The 17,827-nt window shown below is 61.5% G+C and carries 18 protein-coding genes and 1 pseudogene; 16 read left to right on the plus strand and 3 right to left on the minus strand.

Features of this window, described 5'->3' with window-relative positions; genetic code table 11:
• From ACZM96_RS00905 to ACZM96_RS00915, 3 genes are all read left to right on the plus strand, one after another.
• On the plus strand, positions 1–1,282 hold a 1,282-nt coding region (locus tag ACZM96_RS00905; RefSeq protein ID WP_489486738.1), incomplete at its 5' end, for an ABC transporter ATP-binding protein.
• On the plus strand, positions 1,279–2,406 hold the full coding sequence (locus ACZM96_RS00910) for an ABC transporter permease (protein ID WP_489486740.1): 1,128 nt from the start codon (positions 1,279–1,281) through the stop codon (positions 2,404–2,406). The genes ACZM96_RS00905 and ACZM96_RS00910, both read left to right, overlap by 4 nt.
• 2 nt (positions 2,407–2,408) lie before the next feature.
• Positions 2,409–3,518, plus strand: a complete 1,110-nt coding sequence (locus ACZM96_RS00915) for an ABC transporter permease (protein WP_489486741.1) — start codon at positions 2,409–2,411, stop codon at positions 3,516–3,518.
• Between the two features lie 266 nt (positions 3,519–3,784).
• Here the strand turns inward: ACZM96_RS00915 and thiD are convergent, their stop codons facing one another.
• Complete coding sequence (gene thiD / locus ACZM96_RS00920) at positions 3,785–4,591, minus strand: bifunctional hydroxymethylpyrimidine kinase/phosphomethylpyrimidine kinase (protein ID WP_489486742.1); 807 nt, start codon at positions 4,589–4,591, stop codon at positions 3,785–3,787.
• A gap of 160 nt (positions 4,592–4,751) precedes the next feature.
• Here thiD and ACZM96_RS00925 point away from each other — a divergent pair, with 160 nt between their 5' ends.
• The gene (locus tag ACZM96_RS00925; RefSeq protein ID WP_489486744.1) at positions 4,752–6,167 is read left to right on the plus strand and encodes a sodium:proton antiporter; all 1,416 of its coding nucleotides are present in this window, start codon (positions 4,752–4,754) and stop codon (positions 6,165–6,167) included.
• Between the two features lie 887 nt (positions 6,168–7,054).
• Here the strand turns inward: ACZM96_RS00925 and ACZM96_RS00930 are convergent.
• Positions 7,055–7,798: a YebC/PmpR family DNA-binding transcriptional regulator gene (locus ACZM96_RS00930; protein WP_489486745.1), complete on the minus strand. Its 744-nt coding sequence runs from the start codon at positions 7,796–7,798 to the stop codon at positions 7,055–7,057.
• A gap of 25 nt (positions 7,799–7,823) precedes the next feature.
• A complete protein-coding gene (locus ACZM96_RS00935; protein ID WP_489486747.1) occupies positions 7,824–8,426 on the minus strand; it encodes an RlmE family RNA methyltransferase in 603 nt (200 codons plus the stop codon).
• 295 nt (positions 8,427–8,721) lie between these two features.
• On the opposite strand from ACZM96_RS00935, the gene ACZM96_RS00940 reads away from it, so the two are divergent.
• The 12 genes and pseudogenes from ACZM96_RS00940 to ACZM96_RS00995 all read left to right on the plus strand — a co-directional run bounded on the left by ACZM96_RS00940 (position 8,722) and on the right by ACZM96_RS00995 (position 17,380).
• On the plus strand, positions 8,722–9,108 hold the full coding sequence (locus ACZM96_RS00940) for a desulfoferrodoxin (protein ID WP_294483837.1): 387 nt from the start codon (positions 8,722–8,724) through the stop codon (positions 9,106–9,108).
• A 6-nt stretch (positions 9,109–9,114) separates the two neighbouring features.
• Positions 9,115–9,264: pseudogene (rd, locus tag ACZM96_RS00945) on the plus strand (rubredoxin); the annotation flags it as partial.
• 51 nt (positions 9,265–9,315) lie between these two features.
• Entirely contained in the window at positions 9,316–9,477 is a 162-nt protein-coding gene (locus ACZM96_RS00950) for a rubredoxin (protein WP_294484499.1), read from the plus strand.
• Positions 9,478–9,495: 18 nt separating this feature from the next.
• Complete coding sequence (nrdD, locus tag ACZM96_RS00955; protein ID WP_489486749.1) at positions 9,496–9,681, plus strand: anaerobic ribonucleoside-triphosphate reductase; 186 nt, start codon at positions 9,496–9,498, stop codon at positions 9,679–9,681.
• A 23-nt stretch (positions 9,682–9,704) separates the two neighbouring features.
• Positions 9,705–9,863 carry a rubredoxin gene (gene rd, locus ACZM96_RS00960; RefSeq protein WP_294483841.1) on the plus strand — a complete coding sequence of 53 codons (159 nt, stop codon included), beginning with the start codon at positions 9,705–9,707 and terminating at the stop codon, positions 9,861–9,863.
• A gap of 77 nt (positions 9,864–9,940) precedes the next feature.
• The gene (locus tag ACZM96_RS00965) at positions 9,941–11,149 is read left to right on the plus strand and encodes an FprA family A-type flavoprotein (protein ID WP_489486751.1); all 1,209 of its coding nucleotides are present in this window, start codon (positions 9,941–9,943) and stop codon (positions 11,147–11,149) included.
• A gap of 119 nt (positions 11,150–11,268) precedes the next feature.
• Positions 11,269–12,591 (plus strand): cytochrome ubiquinol oxidase subunit I, encoded by a 1,323-nt coding sequence (locus tag ACZM96_RS00970; RefSeq protein ID WP_489486752.1) that lies wholly within the window; start codon positions 11,269–11,271, stop codon positions 12,589–12,591.
• Between the two features lies 1 nt (position 12,592).
• The gene (gene cydB / locus ACZM96_RS00975; RefSeq protein WP_489486753.1) at positions 12,593–13,612 is read left to right on the plus strand and encodes a cytochrome d ubiquinol oxidase subunit II; all 1,020 of its coding nucleotides are present in this window, start codon (positions 12,593–12,595) and stop codon (positions 13,610–13,612) included.
• A 278-nt stretch (positions 13,613–13,890) separates the two neighbouring features.
• A complete protein-coding gene (locus ACZM96_RS00980; RefSeq protein ID WP_489486754.1) occupies positions 13,891–14,187 on the plus strand; it encodes a hypothetical protein in 297 nt (98 codons plus the stop codon).
• 7 nt (positions 14,188–14,194) lie between these two features.
• On the plus strand, positions 14,195–15,118 hold the full coding sequence (cysK, locus tag ACZM96_RS00985) for a cysteine synthase A (RefSeq protein WP_489486755.1): 924 nt from the start codon (positions 14,195–14,197) through the stop codon (positions 15,116–15,118).
• A 6-nt stretch (positions 15,119–15,124) separates the two neighbouring features.
• On the plus strand, positions 15,125–16,117 hold the full coding sequence (gene epsC / locus ACZM96_RS00990; RefSeq protein WP_489486756.1) for a serine O-acetyltransferase EpsC: 993 nt from the start codon (positions 15,125–15,127) through the stop codon (positions 16,115–16,117).
• Positions 16,118–16,369: 252 nt separating this feature from the next.
• Positions 16,370–17,380, plus strand: coding sequence for an NAD(P)H-dependent glycerol-3-phosphate dehydrogenase (locus tag ACZM96_RS00995; RefSeq protein ID WP_489486757.1), 1,011 nt, complete (start codon positions 16,370–16,372; stop codon positions 17,378–17,380).
• Positions 17,381–17,827: the final 447 nt, after the last annotated feature.

Below are 17,827 nucleotides of genomic sequence, written 5' to 3' on the forward strand. Positions count from 1 at the left end.
GCTGCACGAAGGCCGGCTGCTGGCTCAGGGCACGCCGGAAGAACTGCGCCGACTGACCGCCGGGCTCTGCTTCGCCTCCGACGTTCCGCACGGCGTGAAGGCGCGCCGACTTCAGGCCTGGCTGCTCGATCAGCCCTCGCTCGTCATGGACGCCGTGCCCGAAGGCAGCCGCGTGCGCTTCGTACTCGCGCCCGAATGCGGCAAAAACGGCATTCCGGAAGCGCTGCTTGCGCCTTCCGAAGGTGCGCTGCGCCTTCGCCCCGAAGACTGCCGCCCCGTCGCTCCCCGCCTCGAAGACAGCTTCATGTTTCTGCTCCGGCACAGGGACAACCCCGCGCCAGGCGCCTCTTCCGACGCCGCCGTCGGCTTGCCCGAGGCAGAATCTGGAGCCTCCGGCACGGATTCCGGAACACCTGAGTCAAGCGCCGGAGCAGGCCGACAGTGTGCCGGGGCAACGGCGCTCTCCTCCGGGGCAATGGCTTCCCCCATCAACGACGCATCACCGAACAATCCGGCAAACGACGACGAACCCGTCATTGAAGTGCGCGACCTGGTGCGCAAATTCGGCGACTTCACCGCCGTGGCCAGCACGTCCTTTTCCGTTCGGCGCGGCGAGGTGTTCGGTCTGCTCGGCCCCAACGGCGCAGGCAAAACCACCACCTTCCGCATGCTCTGCGGTCTGCTCCCCGCCACCAGCGGCTATCTGCGCGTGGCCGGAGAAAACCTGCGCAAGGCCGCCGCGCACGCCCGCACCCGCGTGGGCTACGTTTCCCAGAAATTTTCCCTGTACGGCAATCTTTCCGTGCTGGAAAACCTGCGCTTCTTCGGCGGCGTGTACGGGCTCGGCCCCTTTGCCCTGCGCAGGCGCATCCGCGAAGTGCTGGACGAATTCGACCTTGCCGGGCACGAGCACGATTTGAGCGGCGCCATGCCGGGCGGCTTCAAGCAGCGTCTTTCCATGGCCGTGGGCATGCTGCACAAACCGGAAATCCTCTTTCTCGACGAACCGACGAGCGGCATTGATCCGCTGGCCCGCCGCGTGTTCTGGCGGCGCATCACCACGCTGTCGGACGAAGGCACCACCATCATCATCACCACGCACTTCATGGAGGAGGCCGAATACTGCGACCGCATGCTCATTCAGGACGCCGGACGGGTGCTCGCCCTCGGCACGCCGGACGAAGTGCGCGCGCAGGGCGGCCACGCCCCCACCATGGAAGAAGCCTTCATTCATATCGTGGAACGCTCGCGGGCCGAACGCGCCGCAAAGGAGGGCGCATGAACGGATTCCTCCGCCGCCTGAAAGCGCTCACCATCAAGGAAATCAGGCAGATATCCAGAGATCCGAGCAGCATCATGATAGGCATCGCGCTACCCATCATCCTGATTCTGATTTTCGGCTACGGCCTTTCCCTGGACGTGAAGAACGCGCCCGTGGCCGTGGTCATGGAAAAATCCACGCCGCTTGCGCGCGACGTGCTCGCCGGACTCAACGGATCGGCCTATTTTTCGCCCCGCTACGCCGCCTCCATGCACGAAGCGGAAGCCATGCTCAAAAAACGCGAGGTGGACGCCATCATACGCACCGGCAGCGACTTCGACAGTCGCTTCGCCCGGGGAGACGCCGAGGTGCAGCTCATTCTGCACGGCGTGGATTCCACCACGGCCACGCTCATCGGTCAGTACGTCTCCGCGCTGCTCTCCCTGCGCACGCAGATAAGTCTCGACCGGCAGGGAAAAAGCGCCCCGCAGGGAGCGGGCGTCGCCTCGGTGCAGAGCCGCATGTGGTTCAACGAGGCTGCGGACAGCACCTGGTATCTGGTGCCGGGGCTCATCGTCATCATCATGACGCTGGTGGGCGCGTTTCTCACGGCGCTCATCATGGCCAGAGAATGGGAACGCGGCACGCTGGAATCCCTGTTCGTCTCGCCCGTGGGCCGCGCGGAAATTCTGCTCTCAAAAATCATTCCCTACTTTCTGCTCGGCATGGCCGGACTTCTGCTCTGCCTTGCCGCCGCGCGCTGGCTGTTTTCCGTGCCCATGCGCGGAAGCATGATCCTGTTTCTGCTCTGCTCCTCGCTGTATCTCATCGTGGCGCTCGGCATGGGACTGGCCATTTCCTCCGTGACGCGCAGTCAGTTTCTTTCCTGTCAGATTGCGCTCGTGGTGAGCTTCCTGCCTGCCATCATTCTTTCGGGCTTTCTCTTCGATCTGCGCAGCGTGCCCCTCGTGGCCCGCGTGGTGGGCAACATTCTGCCCGCCACCTACTACATGGAAATTCTGAAAACCCTGTTCCTCGCCGGAAACAACGCCTCCATTCTTCTGCGCGACTGTGCGGCCCTGCTCTTCTACGCCGTGCTCTTCATGGGAGTCGCCGTGCGCTTCACCCGCAAAAATCTGGACTAGCCATGCGCTTTCTTCTCCTGCTCCGAAGACTCCGCAGTCTCTGCATCAAAGAGCTGCTCATCATTCTCAAGGATCCGGCCAACAGGCTGGTGCTCATCGTGCCCGTGGTCATCCAGTCGTTCATCTTCGGCTACGCGGCCACCTACGACCTCAACTTCGTGCCCTACGTCGTGTGCGATCAGAGCCGCTCCACCCTCTCCCGCGACCTCATCGCCCGCCTCGACGGTTCGGAAAAATTCTCCCGTCAGGCCACGCTCGACAGCACGGCCGAGGCCGAAAAATGGATCTACGACGGCAAGGCGCTGCTCGCCGTGCAGATAGGCAGCGACTTTGCCGACAAACTTCTCTCCGGCCGGAACGCCGCCATTCAGGTCATTCTCGACGGCCGCAATTCCACCACGGCCTCCATCGCGCAGGGCTACCTTGCCCAGATTGTGGAAGGCTGGAACGCCGCGCGCGGCATCAAATCCGCCGTGTCCATCGTCATGCGGGCATGGTTCAATCCGCAGCTCGAAACGCGCTGGAACATCATGCCCGGCATGCTGGCCTCGCTGAGCATCATTCAGATCATGCTGCTCGCCGCCCTTTCCGTGGCCAGAGAACGGGAACAGGGAACCTTCGATCAAATGCTGGTCACGCCGCTTTCGCCGTGGGAAATCCTCATCGGCAAGGCCATTCCGCCCATCGTGGTGGGTCTCGCCCAGGCCGCGTTCATTCTCGTGATCTGCGTGCTCTGGTTTCACATTCCCTTTGCGGGAAGCTACGTCGATCTCTTTGTCGCCCTCGGCGTGTTCACCCTGAGCTGCGCCGGACTCGGCCTGTGCGTGTCCGCCATTTCCCTGAGCATGCAGCAGGCGCTCGTGTACTGCTTCGTCACGCTTCTGCCCATGATTCTGCTCTCCGGTCTGGCCACTCCCGTGAGCGCCATGCCCGAAGCCCTGCAGATCGCCACCTACGCCAATCCTCTGCGCTTCGCCCTCGTGTGCGTGCGCAGCATCTATCTCGAAGGCTCCACGCTGGCCGACGTTGCGCAAAACTTCGTGCCCATGCTGGCCGTGGCCGCCGTCACGCTTCCGCTCGCGGGCTGGCTGTTCCGAAACCGGCTGAGCTGAGGCACTGCGTCCGCAAACGCTGAGGCGGGAAAAACGACCGCTCGCCAAAGCGCCCGGCGCATGAAAAAGCGCGGCCGAAACGACCGCGCTCAACAATCGTGCGCAAATCCACACGTGCGTAATGCCGCTAAACAAGCTCAAACTGTTCTTTCCCTCCGATATCCGGTTCGTGCGGCCCTGAACGTGACGGCCGGGTCGTGAACGTTTTCCCGAAAGGGCCGGCGCTTCCGAACTTGAACATCGCCGGGCGAACCTGCGACAGCAGATCAGCGCTGCATGAGAGCGGCCATGTGATTGCAGGGGCCGTGCCCCTTGCCCGGAGCAAAGCTGTGACGAAGCGCCAGGTTGAGAAACTCCTGCGCCTTTGTGACGGCCACGCGCAGCGGCATGCCGAGAGCAAGCTGCGCGGCAATGCCCGCGGAAAGCGTGCAGCCCGTGCCGTGACTGTTCTGCGTATCCACATGCGGCTGACGAAGAGCCACGGGCTCGCACCCCTTTTCCAGCAGCCAGTCGGTCACAAAAACTGGATTGCCCTCGCAGTGACCGCCCTTCATGAGCACGGCGCGTGCCCCGCTCTTCAGAAGGCGTTCGCCCGCCTCGATGACGTCGTCCTCGGTTTTGATCGTCATGCCGGAAAAAAGTTCGGCCTCCGGACGGTTGGGCGTAAAAAGATCCGCGCGCGGCATGAGCCGCTCGCGCAGCGTGGCTATGCCCTCATCTTCCATGAGCTTGTGACCGCTCGTACTTACGCACACGGGATCCACCACCAGCGGAAAGGTCTGCGCGTCCAGAATGTCGGCCACCGCGCTGATGATGCCGGAATTGAACATCATGCCCGTCTTGGCCGCGTTCACGGGAAAGCCCTCCAGCACGGTATTGAGTTGAAGCGCCACAAACTCGGGCTCCGGCGCATGAATGCCCGTCACCCCAAGGCCGTTCTGCGCGGTGAGCGCCGTAATCACGCTCATGCCGAACGTCCGCATCATGGTCATGGTCTTCAGATCGGCCTGTATGCCGGCGCCTCCGCCGGAATCGGACCCCGCAATGGTCAGAACATTCGGAATCTTCTGCATGAAACGCTCCTTTTTTCCTGCATTTTTCTCCCTGAGATGCACACAAAAGCCTTGCACCGTCAAGTTTCTCCCGCCGCTGATCTCCTAAAGTTCTTGATGGAACGCGTTTTTTTAGGTACAAGAAAACCTAATTCTATTTTTTCCCGAAAGGAGTCCGTGGATGCACCGTTTCAAATTCATTTCGGCCCTCCTTCTGGCGATGCTGCTTGTGCCGAGCATATGCCTCGCCGAAGGTCATTTCCAGCTGCCCAATGATCTTTCCATCATCTGGGTTGTGCCCTTTGTCTGCATGCTGCTTTCCATAGCCATCTGCCCCCTGGTGGTTCCTCATTTCTGGGAGCATCATTTCGGCAAGGTGGCCCTCTTCTGGGGACTGGCCTTCCTCGTTCCCTGCGCGCTCGTCTTCGGTTTCGGCAACGCCTTCTTCATCGCCGCCGAAAGCATCCTGCTTGAGTACGTGCCCTTCATTCTGCTGCTGCTCGCCCTCTTCACCGTGGCCGGCGGCATCCGCCTCAAGGGCACCCTCGTGGGCACTCCCATCGTGAACACCGCCATCCTGGCCGTGGGCACCATTCTCGCCAGCTGGATGGGCACCACCGGCGCCGCCATGCTCCTCATCCGTCCGCTGCTCCGCGCCAACGCCCACCGCAAGTACCGCGTGCATCAGGTCGTGTTCTTCATCTTCCTTGTGGCCAACATCGGCGGCTCCCTTACGCCTCTGGGCGATCCGCCGCTGTTCCTCGGCTTCCTCAAGGGCGTGAGCTTCTTCTGGACCACCGTGCATCTCTTTGTGAAGACGCTGCTGATCTCCGTCATCCTGCTCGCCCTCTACTTCGTCATCGACACCGTGCTCTTCAAGAAGGAAGGCAGCCCTGTTCCCGCCGACGCCGCCGGTTCCAAGGAAAAGCTCGGCTTTGAAGGCTGCATCAACTTCGTGTTCCTCGCCTGCATCGTGGCCAACACCCTCATCTCCGGTCAGTGGACCGGTCCCACCTTCCACATTTTCGGCGTTCCCATGGAACTGCAGAACGTCGTGCGCGACCTCATGTACATCGTGATCGCCGTGGCTTCCTGGAAGGCTACCGACATGGGCTGCCGCACCCGCAACAACTTCACCTGGGCTCCCATTGAAGAAGTGGCCAAACTGTTCATCGGCATCTTCCTCAGCATGATCCCCGCCATCGCCATCCTGAAGGCCGGCTCCGACGGCGCTCTCGCCGCCGTGGTGAACCTCACCACCGACGCCGAAGGTCATCACGTGACCTCCATGTTCTTCTGGATGACCGGTCTGCTGTCCTCCTTCCTGGACAACGCTCCCACCTACCTCGTGTTCTTCAACACCGCAGGCGGCAATGCCGCGCAGCTCATGGCCGACGGCGAAGTGCTGGCCGCCATTTCCGCCGGTGCGGTGTTCATGGGCGCCAACACCTACATCGGCAACGCGCCGAACTTCATGGTGAAGGCCATCTCCGAAGAACAGGGCGTCAAGATGCCCAGCTTCTTCGGCTACATGGCCTGGTCCGTCGGCATTCTCTGCCCGCTCTTCGCCCTCATCACCTTCCTGTTCTTCATGTAATCTCCATCTGAACCTCGTCAAAGGGGCCGCGTCCATGCCGGGCGCGGCCCCTTTTCTTTTAAATCCCCCCCCCCTGAAGAGACGACTTTCTTTCCCACGAAATGCCGCCGCAGCGTCGAACGCCCTGTGCCTTGAATACCCGCCGCACTTCCGGCAGGACGCCCGCCCCTCCCCAGGCACGGATGACGCCTTCCGTCACGTGCGACGGTGTTTCCGACACAAGCCATGTTTCGAAAGCAGCCGAACCCGAGCGATGCCGGGCTTTTCAAAAAAATCTTCAATTCCCTCCCCAAGCGCGGACGAAGGCTGGATCAAGGCGTTTCGACGTCTCACAGGCCGTTTTTCTCTCCTCGGAAGCGACAAAACGTCAGCCGAGACCGGAGTATGAAAGACGCACGTACTCCCGCAAACGCAACAGAACGTCGGCAGCGATCACGGCCGCAAGGCCGACGTGATCTTTTCCCCCACAGGCTGGGCCGAACGTGACGGACGCCTGTCCGCCGGAGGCAGAAACAGGCATTCTTCACGAGAGCACGACAAAACGCCGGTCAAAACTCCGCCCGCAGCGCAGGGATGCACCCGCCCCATGCCGACGCGCCCGCCCTCCGACCGCCGAACCTCTCCGTCTCTGCGCCCTCGGCCTCCGCTCTTTTCTCCGAGCGTCACGCCCTCCCCGCATGCCTCAAGAAAGCTCTCAATCGCCGCCCCCTCATGCCTCGCCCCCCTGTCTCCGAAACGCGTTCAGCATCCGGCCCTGCCACGCCGCCGACTCCGGCTGCCCACGCTCTCCCCTCGGACTCCCCTCCCGCAGGCGGCGCAAAAAAAAGCCCCCTTTCCGAAAAGGAAAGAGGGCCCGGGCTTACGCCCAAAACTCGCGGATGCGCGCCTTACGCTTCGGGATCGAAGTCTTCGGGGAAGTCAGCGTTGGTGTACACGTTCTGCACGTCGTCGAGTTCTTCCAGCGCGTCGGTGATGCGCATGAGCTTCTGCGCGGTGTCGGCGTCCACAGGCACCAGCATGCGGGGAACCATGGCAAGCTGAGCTTCCATCATTTCCACGCCCTGGCCTTCGAGAGCTTCACGCACGGTGTTGAAGTCGGCCATGGAAGTGCGCACTTCCCAGGTGTCGTCGTTGTCCTGCACGTCGTCGGCGCCGGCTTCGAGCACCATGTTCATCACGGCTTCTTCATCCGGATACTTTTCCTTGTCCAGGGTGATCACGCCGAGGTGATCGAACTGGAACGCCACGGAACCGCTTTCGCCCATGGCTCCGCCGTACTTCGTGAACACGTGGCGCACTTCGGCCACGGTGCGGTTCTTGTTGTCGGTGGCGGTTTCCACAATGATGGCCACGCCGCCCGCGCCGTAGCCTTCGTACATGATTTCGGTGATGTCGCCGCCCGCGTCCTGACCGGTGCCCTTGCGGATGGCGGCTTCAATCTTGTCCTTGGGCAGGTTCACGGCCTTGGCGGCGGCGATGGCGGAACGCAGACGGGCATTGCCGGCAGGGTCCCCACCGCTCTTGGCGGCGATGATGATTTCCTTGGCGGCCTTGGTGAATGCCTTGCCTCGCTTGGCGTCCTGAGCACCCTTGCGAAGTCTGATGTTTGCCCATTTGTTATGTCCCGACATGTAAGCCTCCGAAACAGAAAAGTGTTTATCCCTGAACAGGGCCCTTGAACCCCATGCCGACTTCAAAAATTTCCTTGCTTTCGGCGCGGGAGCTCTTGGGTTTGAATGTTTTTACCGTGGCAAAGCGCGCGCGGAGCGCCCTTGCCAGTTCCTGAAAATCCGGCCCCATGAATATCTTGGCGATGAAGCCGCCGCCCGGCTTCAGATAGCGGTCGGCCACCTCCACGGCTTCCAGACACAGCTCCAGAGAACGGGCCTGATCGGTGAACTTCGTTCCCGTCGTGCGCGGGGCCATATCGCTGATGACCATGTCGAACGGCCCCTTTTCTTCGAGGAGAGCCTCGAATTCGGGCGTGCGTTCAAAAACGTTTTCCTGCAGGAAGGTCACGTTCGGGGGAAAGGTCGTATCGGTGCTCTGCAGATCGCAGGAAAGCACGAGACCTTTCTGACCTACGCGCTCCGCGGCGTACAGAGACCACGAACCGGGAGCCGCGCCGAGATCGAGCACCTTCATGCCGGGCCTGAAAAGGCGGAAAGCCCTGTCCATCTCCTTGAGCTTGTAAACGGAGCGGGCAGGGTAATGTTCCTCTTTGGCCTTAAGAAAATAATAATCGCGATATACTTTCATGGCTGCTCGGGACTGTGTACCGTATTTCCTGGCGGTCGCCAAGTAAATTCCGGGCGGAAATTTTTTGCGGGAAATCTTGTATCACAAACCTTTTCCCTTTTCCAGTGTCTTGACGGGGCTTTTCCCGGCAGGTCAGGACGGATTTTCGCCTCAGAAAAACCGCAGGCGGCGCGCCTTCCGCCCGGACGGAGCGCAAAATTTGGACTTGACTTCTTATCGAGAATAATTATTGTTTATTTACTGCCGCGAAAAACATTTCGCGCAAGCCAACCATCTTCTACCAGGAGAATGAGTCATGCCTGCAAGATATGAAGTATACCAGTGCAAACATTGTGGAAATATTGTTGAAGTGCTGCATGGCGGCGCTGCCCCCCTCATCTGCTGCGGCGAACCCATGAAGCTTCTGCGCGAAGGCTCCACCGACGGCGCCAGCGAAAAGCACGTCCCCGTCATTGAAAAGACCGAAAACGGCTACAAGGTGAAGGTCGGTTCCGCCGCGCATCCCATGGCCGAAGATCACTACATCGAATGGATCGAGCTTCTGGCCGACGGCGTTTCCCACATCGCCTTCCTGAACCCCGGCGACGCTCCCGAAGCCGAATTCTGCGTGAAGGCCGACAAGGTCACCGCCCGCGAATTCTGCAACAAGCACGGCCTCTGGAAGGCCGAATATCAGGGCTGATCGACCATGAAGAAGTACATCTGCAACGTCTGCGGCTACGAATACGATCCCGCCAAGGGCGACCCTGATTCCGGCATCGCTCCCGGCACCGCCTTTGAAGACATCCCCGAAGACTGGGTCTGCCCCGTCTGCGGCGCTTCCAAGGCCGACTTCGAGGCCGTGGAAGGCGAAGAGCCCAAGGCCGAAAAGGGCGAGAAGGACATGTCCATGTGGCAGTGCCAGGTAGGCAACTGCGGCTACATCTACCGCCCCGAAAAGGGCGACCGCAAGGGCAAGATTCCCGCCGGAACCCCGTTTGAAGACCTGCCCGACGACTGGCACTGCCCCGTCTGCGGCGCAAGCAAGAAAATGTTCAAAAAGCTCGCCTAGCGGGCAAAGAGAAGCATTATGGTTCACTGCAAAACTTCCGCGAGCGCCTGCGCGGAGCAGACCATGCTCGGCGCCGGCGTCAAGTTTGAACGCATACGCCGCATCACCGGCTATCTGGTCGGCACGCTCGACCGCTTCAACGACGGCAAGCGCGCGGAAGAACACGACAGAGTCAAACACTGCAACATGGAAAACTGGCGCTGAGCCGCTCTCAAGGAGACACACCGATGGAAAAGTACATCTGCAACGTCTGCGGTTACGAATACGATCCCGCCAAGGGCGATCCCGATTCCGGCATCGCTCCCGGCACCGCCTTTGAAGACATCCCCGAAGACTGGGTCTGCCCCGTCTGCGGCGCTTCCAAGGCCGACTTTGAAGCCGCGTAATTACTGAAAAGATTGTCCGCGGGCAGCCTTCTTCGGAAGGCTTCCCGCTTTTTTTGTTTTACCCAGCCGAGGAAATCATGAGACCTGTTGAACTTAAAAAGGATATTTACTGGGTCGGCGCCGTCGATTTCGACATCCGCAACTTCCATCACTACAGCCGCTCCCCCGAGGGCAGCACCTACAACGCCTATCTCGTGTGCGACGAAAAGAAGGTGCTCTTCGACACCGTGAACGCTCACGAATTTGAAACCCTGGCCAAGCACATTGCCGAAATCACGGATCCCGAGAGCATCGACTACATCGTGTGCAACCACCTCGAGCAGGATCACTCCGGCGCGCTTCCCCGCATCGTGAAGCTCTGCAAGCCCGAAAAGATCTTCTGCTCGGCCATGGGCTACAAGTCCATGACCAATATTTATAATACCGAAGGGTGGCCCATCGAAGTGGTCAAGGACGGTCAGCGCCTGAACATCGGCAAGCGCAACATCACCTTCCTCGAAACCCGCATGCTGCACTGGCCCGACAGCATGGTGTCCTACCTCGAAGAAGACAAGGTGCTCTTCAGCAACGACGCCTTCGGTCAGAACATCGCGAGCTCCTACCGCTTCGCCGACGAATGCAACCGCTACCAGCTTCATGAATCCATGAAGCGCTACTACTACAACATCGTGCTGCCCTACTCGCCCCAGGTGCTCAAGACCCTGAAGCGCGTCACCGATCTCGGCCTGCAGTTCGACATCATCGCTCCCGATCACGGTCTCATCTACCGCACGCCCGAAGACGTGAAGTTCGTCATCGACTCCTACCTCGAATTCGCCCAGCAGAAGCCCAAGAAGCGCGCCGTCATCGCCTACGAAAGCATGTGGAACGGCACCGCCAAGATGGCCGAAGCCGTGGCCGACGGCCTGGAACAGGAAAACGTGCCCTACGTGCTCATCAACCTGCAGACCTGCCACTGCAGCGACGTGATGACCGAACTTGCCGACAGCGGCGCGCTCATTCTCGGTTCCGCCACGCGCAACAACATGCCCATGGTGAACATGATGGCCTGCCTCGCCCATGTGAAGGGTCTGCGTCCGCAGAACCTCGTGGGCGCCACCTTCGGCACCTACGGCTGGTCCGGCGAAGCCCCCAAGATGATGGCCGACGCCCTTGCCGAAATGAAGGTCGAACTCGTGGGCGAACCGCTCAAGTGCTATTTCAACCCCAAGAAGGAAGATCTTGAGAAGTGCCGCGAACTCGGCGCCGCCGTGGCCCGCGCCCTCAAGGAAAAGTGCGGGGACTAACCGCCTGAAACCTTAAGCGCCCGAGCGTTTCCGTTCTTGCGGAAGCGTTCGGGCGACATGGCCGATTACGGCAGAGACTCGTCTTTTCTACGCCGCCGACGAGCACCAAGGAGCAAATCATGGATCTTATCCTCCTCTCCCGCCTCCAGTTCGCCATGACCGTGTTCTTCCACTTCATCTTCGTGCCGCTCACCCTGGGCCTTTCCGTGCTGCTCGCCATCATGGAAACCATGTACGTGCGCACCGGAGACGAAGACTACAAGAGAATGGTCAAATTCTGGGGCAAACTCTTCCTCATCAACTTTGTTCTGGGCGTGGTCACGGGCATCACGCTTGAGTTCCAGTTCGGCACCAACTGGTCCCGCTACTCCGCCTACGTGGGCGACATTTTCGGCTCTCTGCTGGCCATTGAAGCCACGGTGGCCTTCTTCCTCGAATCCACCTTCGTGGCCGTGTGGACCTTCGGCTGGGAACGCGTGAGCAAGAAGGTTCACTGCTTCGCCATCTGGATGGTCGCCATCGCCGGCAACATTTCCGCCCTGTGGATCATTCTCGCCAACGGCTTCATGCAGCATCCCGTGGGCTACGTCATCCGCAACGGCCGCGCGGAACTCGACAACTTCCTCGCCGTGGTCACCAATCCCTACGCCTGGGGCGAATATTTCCACACCGTTTCCTCCGCCTGGATGCTCGGCGGCTTCTTCGTGCTCGGCGTGGCCGCATGGCACCTTGCCCGCAAGAATGAAACCTCCCTGTTCACCAAGGCCGTGCGCATAGCCGCGCCCTTCACGCTCATCATGGCTCTGCTCGTCGGCGCCGCCGGCCATCAGCAGGGCATGAACGTGGCCGAATATCAGCCCGCCAAGATGGCCGCCATGGAATCCCACTGGACCACCCAGACCAGAGCCCCCATGTACCTCCTTGCCTGGCCCGATCAGGAAAACGGCCGCAACCTCGTGGAAGCGCTGCCCATTCCCGGCCTCATGAGCTTCATCGCCTTCAACGACGTGAACGCCGAAGTCAAGGGCCTCAGCGACTTTGCCAAGGAAGACATTCCGCCGGTGCTGCCCACCTTCCTGTCGTTCCGTATCATGGTGGGCCTCGGCTGCCTGTTCATCCTGGTGGCCGCCTGGGCCTGGTGGCGACGCAAGGATCTGGCCGCCGACACGCGCCTTGCCAAAATCCTGCCCTGGATGATTCCGCTGCCCTACATCACCATCATGCTCGGCTGGACCGTGGCCGAAGTGGGCCGTCAGCCCTGGATCGTGTACAATCTCATGCGCACCTCGGACGCCGTGTCCCCCGTGCCCACGAGTTCCGTGCTCATTTCCGTCATCGCCTTCCTTGTGATCTACACGCTGCTCGGTCTCATCGACATCTGGCTGCTGTATTCCAACTCCCGCAAGGGTCCCGAACCTGTCAAAGCCGCTGAGGAGGCGTAACATGGAAACGATCTGGTTCTTCCTCTGGACGCTTTTGTGGGCCGTGTACTTCATTCTCGACGGCTTCGACCTCGGCATGGGCACCCTCATGCCCTTCGTGGCCGCCAACGACCATGAACGCCGCGTCATCTACAACGCGCAGGGCCCCTACTGGGACGGCAACGAAGTGTGGCTCATCACCGCCGGCGGCGTGACCTTCGCCGCCTTCCCCAACGCCTACGCCGTCATGTTCAGCGCGCTCTACGCTCCCCTGCTCATCCTGCTGTTCTGCCTCATCTTCCGCGCCGTGGCCTTTGAATTCCGCGGCAAGGGCGATTCCTGCACCTGGATCTTCAGCTGGGACGTGTGCATGACCCTCGGCAGCTTCCTGCCCGCGCTTCTGCTCGGCGTGGCCTTCGCCAACCTGTTCATGGGCATTCCCATCGACGCTAACGGCGTGTACCACGGCAACATCCTCAAGCTCCTCAATCCCTACGGCCTCGCCGGCGGCGTGCTCTTCGTGGTGATGTTCTGCTATCACGGTGCGCTCTGGCTTGAACTCAAGTCCGAAGGCAATCTGCAGGCGAAGGCCCTCAAGGCCGCCCGCGTGCTCTGGCCCGTGCTGCTCGCCCTGGTGCTGCTCTTCCTGGCCCTCACCGGCCACTTCACCGAAAGCTTCACCCGCCTTGCGCAGCATCCCGCCGCCTACGCGGCCCTCGCCCTGGCCGTCATCGGCCTCGTGGGCAGCCGCCTCGCCCTCAACAACTGCACCCTCGTCGCCTGGCTGTGCAGCGCCCTGTTCATTCTCGGCCTGACCTTCTTCGGCGTGTTCGGCATGTATCCCGGCATCATTCTTTCCAGCATTGATCCGGCCTACAGCATCACCGTGTTCAACGCCGCCTCCAGCCCCCTCACCCTGAAGATCATGCTCACCGTCACGCTCTGCGCCGTGCCCGTGGTGCTCCTCTACCAGGCCTGGGTGTACTGGACCTTCGCCCACAAGGTGACCAAGGAAGTGCTCAAGGACGAACACTCCTACTAACAGGACAACGTTCTTCCACCTTTCCGGGGCCGACGCGCTGCTTGCGCGCCGGCCCTTTTTCTTACCCGAAACTCTCTTTCTCCGAGCCTACAGATTTCCGGCGTTCTTCGGCGCAAACCAGAACAAAAAAGGCTCGATTTTTTCGACTCGAACGAAGAAAACATAGCGGAAAGGTAGGAATTTTACCTGCGCGCCCTGTTCCGGCCTTGCCAAGACAAGACAAAAGGTTATCGTAAGTAACAGGCCCAAGCGGCCACATCATCAAAAGCGAGGACACCATGTCAGCATCCAGTGAAGACGCGCCCAAACCCAACCTTCAGGTCGCCGCCCGCGTGGAAGAGCTTCTCCGGGAGCAGCTTGAGGAAATGGGCGTGAACCCCCGCAAGCTGAAACCCGAGGAAATCGCCGCCAATATGACCTGTCACATCGCGCCGGACAACAGCATGACGTACCTGTGGAAGAACGAACCCATACTCCACGTCACGCCCGAAAAGCGCGAACGCGACGGCGAAACCTCCATTCTCTGGCGCATGTTCACCAAGGACGACATTCCCTCCCTCCCAGATCATTCGTGAGGCGTCTATGAATATTCTCGATACCATCGGGCACACGCCGCTCATCTACCTGAACAGCGTGTCCGCAGAACTTCCGGCTAAAATTTTCGTCAAATACGAAGCCCGCAACCCCGGCGGCTCCATCAAGGACAGAGCCGCGCTCGGCTACGTGCGCGCCGCCATCCGCGAAGGCGCGCTGGCCCCGGGCGGCACCGTGGTGGAAGCCACCAGCGGCAACCTCGGCATCGGTCTTGCCGTGGTGTGCGGCAAAATGAATCTTCGTCTCATCCTCACCATGCCTGCATCCGCGAGTAAGGAACGCATCGCCCTGCTCCGCGCCATGGGTGCGGAAGTCGTGCTCACCCCGGCCGAAGAAGGCATGCAGGGCGCGCAGAACAAGGTGGAGGAACTGCTCGCCTCCATTCCCGGAGCCTACCGTCCCAACCAGTTCAGCAACCCTGTGGGGCCGCGCGTTCACTACTCCACCACCGGCGTGGAAATTCTGGAAGACTGCCGCAAGGAAGGCTTCGTGCCGCAGGCCTTCGTGGCCGGCATAGGTTCGGGCGCCACGCTCATGGGCGTCAGCCTCCGGCTCAAGGAAGCCAATCCCTCCATCCGCTGCTTCGCCGTGGAGCCCGCGGAATCGCCGGTGCTTTCCGAAGGCCGCAGCGGCCCGCACGGCATTCAGGGCATAGGCGCGAACTTCGTGCCCGAAGTGTTCGACCGCTCCCTCGTGGACGGCATTCTCACGGTGAGCACCGAAGACGCCATGGAAACGGCCCGCATGCTCATGGCCCGCGAATCCATGAGCTGCGGCATCACCTCGGGCGCCAACGTGCGCGCCGCCATGAATCTGGCTCAGCTTCCCGAATTTGCGGGAAAACATATTGTCACCGTCGCTCCCGACACCGGGGAACGGTATCTCTCCACTCCTCTCTTTTCCAAGGAATAAGCGTTCATGACCCCCTGCCATCCCGCCCCAGACATGGAACTGGCCCTCTCCCGCATGCGCGAACTCGATGAAGTGACCGAAGCGCTCTGCCGTCCGGAATCGCTCGCCTCCGTACTCAATGCCAAAGACTGCTCCACGCCCCTGCCCTCTCAGGAGGTGCTCAAGGAAGTGATGGAACGTCTCAAGGCCGTGCTCTTTCCCGGCTATTTCGGCCCTTCCCACGTGCACAGGGAATCGCTGCGCTACCATATCGCCGCCAACCTCGATTCCATCTTCCGTCTGCTCAGCGAACAGATCCGCCGGGGCGGCTGCTTTGCCTGCGCCGACTATGTGAACGACTGCCGCGGCTGCGACGTGGCTTCCAAGGAAATGGCCATGAAGTTCATGCAGCGCATTCCCGCCATCCGCGACATGCTGGCCCAGGACGCCCGCGCCGCCTACGAAGGCGATCCCGCCGCCACGAGCCCCGGCGAAACGGTGTTCTGCTACCCCTCCATGCTCACCATGATCCATCACCGCATCGCCCACGAACTCTATAAGCTGAACGTGCCCATCATTCCCCGCATCATCGGAGAAATGGCCCATTCCCGCACGGGCATCGATATTCATCCCGGCGCGCAGATCGGCGAAAACTTCTTCATCGATCACGGCACCGGCGTGGTCATCGGCGAAACCTGCATCATCGGCAAGGGCTGCCGTCTCTATCAGGGCGTGACGCTCGGTGCGCTCTCCTTCTCCAAGAACCCGGACGGCACGCTCGTCAAGGGCATTCCCCGTCATCCCATTCTCGAAGACAACGTCACCGTGTACGCCGGAGCCTCCATTCTCGGCCGCATCACCATAGGCAAGGGCTCCGTCATCGGCGGCAACGTGTGGCTCACCCACAGCGTGCCCGAAGGAAGCCGCATCGTGCAGAGCGGCCCCAAGGCCAAGCCCGGCGAAAGCCTCACGGGCAAATGCGAAAAGCATCACGCTTCCGAAGAAAAGAAGCACGACTGACAAAACGAGGGGTCCGGCAGAAGCCGGGCCCCTCGTGCGTTTAATGCGAGAGTGCGGTGAATGCGGGAGCGAAGCAAACGCCCGCCTTCCAAAACGGGCGCTCGTTCCCCATGCCCTCCGCAAGCGTTCCCCGCCTTTCCGCCCCCTCTTCCTTCCTGCCGAAAAAACACGCCTTCCGGGCAGGCTCCTGAAATTCTGTCATGCTCCCGTCACACTTTCGGGCCATACTGCCGCAAGCAAAGGAGCAGTTTCATGACAGCAGACATCCTTCACGTCGCCGTGGCCGGCGGCGGAAGCTGGGGCACGGCCCTCGCCCATGTGCTGGCCTCGGCCGGGCACGACGTCACCCTCGTTCTTCGCGATCCCGCCGTGGAGAGCGCCGTCAACGAACGGCACGAAAATCCGCGCTATCTGCCCGGCAAGGCACTGCATCCCGGCGTGAAGGCATCTCTGTCGCCGGACGCCATCCGTCGCTGCAACCTGCTCGTGCTGGCCGTGCCCTGCCAGCATCAGCGGGCATGGCTGGCCTCCATGCGGCCCGTGATTGCCGAGCGCTGCGTCATCGTCAACGCCTCCAAGGGGCTGGAAAACGGCACCTGCCTCACCATGAGCCGCGTGGTCATGGAAGAACTCTCCGCCCTCTCTCCCCGCTACGCCGTGCTTTCCGGCCCGTCCTTTGCGGCGGAAGTCATGGACGCGCAGCCCACGGCCGTGGTGCTCGGCTGCGAAAACGACGCCCTCGGCGCGCGACTCCGGGAAATCTTTTCCACGCCCTTTTTCCGCTGCTATTCCAGCGCCGACGTCACGGGCGTGGAAATGGGCGGCGCGCTCAAGAACGTCATGGCCATTGCCGCGGGCATCGGCGACGGGCTCGGCTTCGGCTCCAACGCCCGCGCCGCGCTCATCACGCGGGGGCTCGCGGAACTCTCCCGCCTCGGCACGGCCATGGGAGCCCGACCCCTCACCTTCATGGGCCTTTCCGGCCTCGGAGATCTGGTTCTCACCTGCACGGGCGGACTTTCCCGCAACCGTCAGGTGGGCATCCGCCTCGGCAAGGGCGAAAAGCTCGACGACATCGTCGCCTCGCTCGGCATGGTGGCCGAAGGCGTGAAAACCGCCTCTGCCGCCCGCGAGCTCGCGAAAAAACTGAACGTGTCCGCGCCGGTCACCGAAGCCATGTGCCGGGTGCTCTACGAAAACGCCGATCCGGCGGCGGCCGTGCGCGAACTCATGGAGCGTCCGCTCAAGGAAGAGCTGGACTGACGACGCGCCCCGGGCCGTTTGCCCCGGAGCCTCCGAAATCCCGCCTGCCGCATCCGCAACAGGCTCCCGCACCGCACTCGGGCGGCTGCGCTCCGGGGTGGGTGCGCTTTGAACAGGGATTTCCCTTTCACGCGCTCAGGCGTCGGCGCACCTGCACAGACTGCACAGTTCTGCCCCGGCGTTTCTCAGCTCTCGCCCAGGCGACGCGCCATTCCGCCACAGGGCAAAAAACAAAAAACGCTAGGATGCTCGGAAAAGCCGCGTCCGGTATGCCCTCCCCCTCCGGGGAGCAGCATGCCGTTGACGACCTCCCTGATCTGCGCAAGGCAATGAGTCCCTCGGACGCGGAACGACGATGCCTTCCGCCAGGCTCCCCGTTCCCGGATAAATGATGCCCCACAGGCGCGGAAGGACGCCCTTCCCCGGAAACGCTCCGCAGGAGAAGGA

The organism is Mailhella sp. (assembly GCF_057866825.1).